Raw genomic sequence first — 1,932 nt, 5'->3', positions numbered from 1 at the left:
CCCCCCCCCCGACCCCCCGAGTGGGGCGCTCTCCGCTCGGGTCGCCGAGGCCCGCGGGCACGCACGGCGTGCCCATCGCACGTATCCGCCCACGACCACGGGGGAACGTGGGGCGGCTCGGGCGTGCCCGCGGCGTACGTGCACAGCGACCGTCCGTCCATTGCAGGAGAACCAGCCTGCCCAGCAGATGCGGAACTTCGTCATGCCGATCCGACGCACCATTCCCCGGGAACCGAGAAGCACGGCGCCGCGCGCCGCCAGGGCCGCCGCGCTGACGGCGGCACTGCTCCTGTCCCTTGCCGCGTGCGGGGGCGGGGGAGATGGGGACAAGAAGCCCGTCGGCGGCGAGCAGTCCTTCGCCACCGACGCAGCACGCAGCGGCGGGTCGTTGACCATGGCCCTGGTCGCGGACTCGCGCGGCCTGGACCCGTTCAGCGCGTCGCTGTCCAGCGCCACCGACTACACGCGGATGAACACGCTGTACGACCAGTTGCTGTGGGTCGAGCCGGGGGGCAGCACCGTCAAGCCCAAGATCGCAGAGAGCTTCACCACGTCTGACGGCGGGACCACCTGGACCCTCAAGATCAGGCCGGACGTGAAGTTCTCGGACGGAACCCCGTTCGACGCCGAAGCGGTCAAGTTCACCTGGGAACGGCACGCCGACCCCGCCCAGCGGTCGCCGTACGGTTCCTCGATGCGCGGCGTGACGACACAGGTGGTGGACCCGCTCACCCTCACCGTGACACTCGCCCAGCCCAACACCCGCTTCGACCAGATCGTCTCGGCCCAACTCGGGTACATCGTGTCGCCAACCGCGTACCGTGCCGACCCGCAGGGCTTCGCCCGCAAGCCGGTCGGCGCCGGCCCCTTCACGCTGAAGGAGTGGGTCCAGGGCGACCACCAGACCTACGTCCGCAACCCGGGGTATTGGCAGCAGGGCAAGCCCAAGCTCGACCAGCTCACCATCCGCATCGTCGGAGACCAGACCCAGGCGTTCAACGCCGTCTCCACCGGCGGCCTGGACCTGGTGGTCACGGTTGACGACGTCGGTGGGGGCAAGGCGGCTTCGGGCGGCTTCGACGTGCAGACCGCTGTGGTCAACGGCGGCACGGGAGTCCAGTTCAACTCCTCGAAGGCGCCGTTCGACGACCCGCGGGCCCGCCAGGCACTGTCCCTGGCGATCTCCCGCGACGACTTCAACAAGGTGCTCCTGGGCGGGAGCGCGAATCCGGCGGACGGATTGTTCGCCGAGCAGTCGCCGCTGATCGACCATGCGGCGGTGCCCAAGATGGATGCCGACCCGGCCAAGGCGGCGCAGCTCGCCGACCAGCTCGCCAGCGAGGGCAAGCCGCTCAGCTTCACGCTGACGCTGCCGCAGAACCCCCTCGCGGCGAAGATGGGCGAGTACTTGCAGGCCAAGTGGAACGCGCTGCCGAACGTGAGCGTCAAGGTCGACACCGTCGACATCGCGGCCCTGTCGCAGCGCGTGCTGATCGGCCGCGACTACCAGGCGGTCTACTACGGCATGCCGAGCGCGTCCGGTGAACCCATCTTCTGGAACTCCCTGTTGACCGGTTCGCCGAACAACTTCCTGGGCTTCTCGTCGCCCGCGGTGGACGCCGCGCTGCAGGAGAGCCGCAAGGCGACCACCCCGGACCAGCTCAAGGCGGCGTACACCAAGCTGGCCCAGGCCTACGCCGCAGACGTTCCCGGGATGCCGCTGATCGATCAGGTGACGTACGCCTATGCCAAGAAGGGGCGCCTTGCCGGGTTCCAGTACACCGACGCCGGTGCCTTGGTCGTGGAGGACCTGGGGCTCAAGGCGTAGCCCGTTTCCGCCTCCGCTTCCGCGCGGAGTCGGCGGAATCGCACGACCGCTCCGGAGATCGGGGTAGCTCGCACGCCTCGGCCCCGAACCTGACGGTTCGGGGC

General features: G+C 69.6%; 1 protein-coding gene. It reads left to right on the top strand.

Going from position 1 to position 1,932, the window contains the following annotated elements; genetic code table 11:
* Positions 1-160 precede the first annotated feature (160 nt).
* The gene (locus tag ACRX5S_RS31405; protein WP_436776550.1) at positions 161-1,828 is read left to right on the top strand and encodes an ABC transporter substrate-binding protein; all 1,668 of its coding nucleotides are present in this window, start codon (positions 161-163) and stop codon (positions 1,826-1,828) included.
* The last annotated feature ends 104 nt before the right edge of the window (positions 1,829-1,932 follow it).

The organism is Yinghuangia sp. YIM S09857, from assembly GCF_051388915.1.
Lineage (GTDB): Bacteria > Actinomycetota > Actinomycetes > Streptomycetales > Streptomycetaceae > Yinghuangia.
Note: the sequence above shows the minus strand (reverse complement) of the source record. Positions and strands in the feature narration are given on the sequence as shown.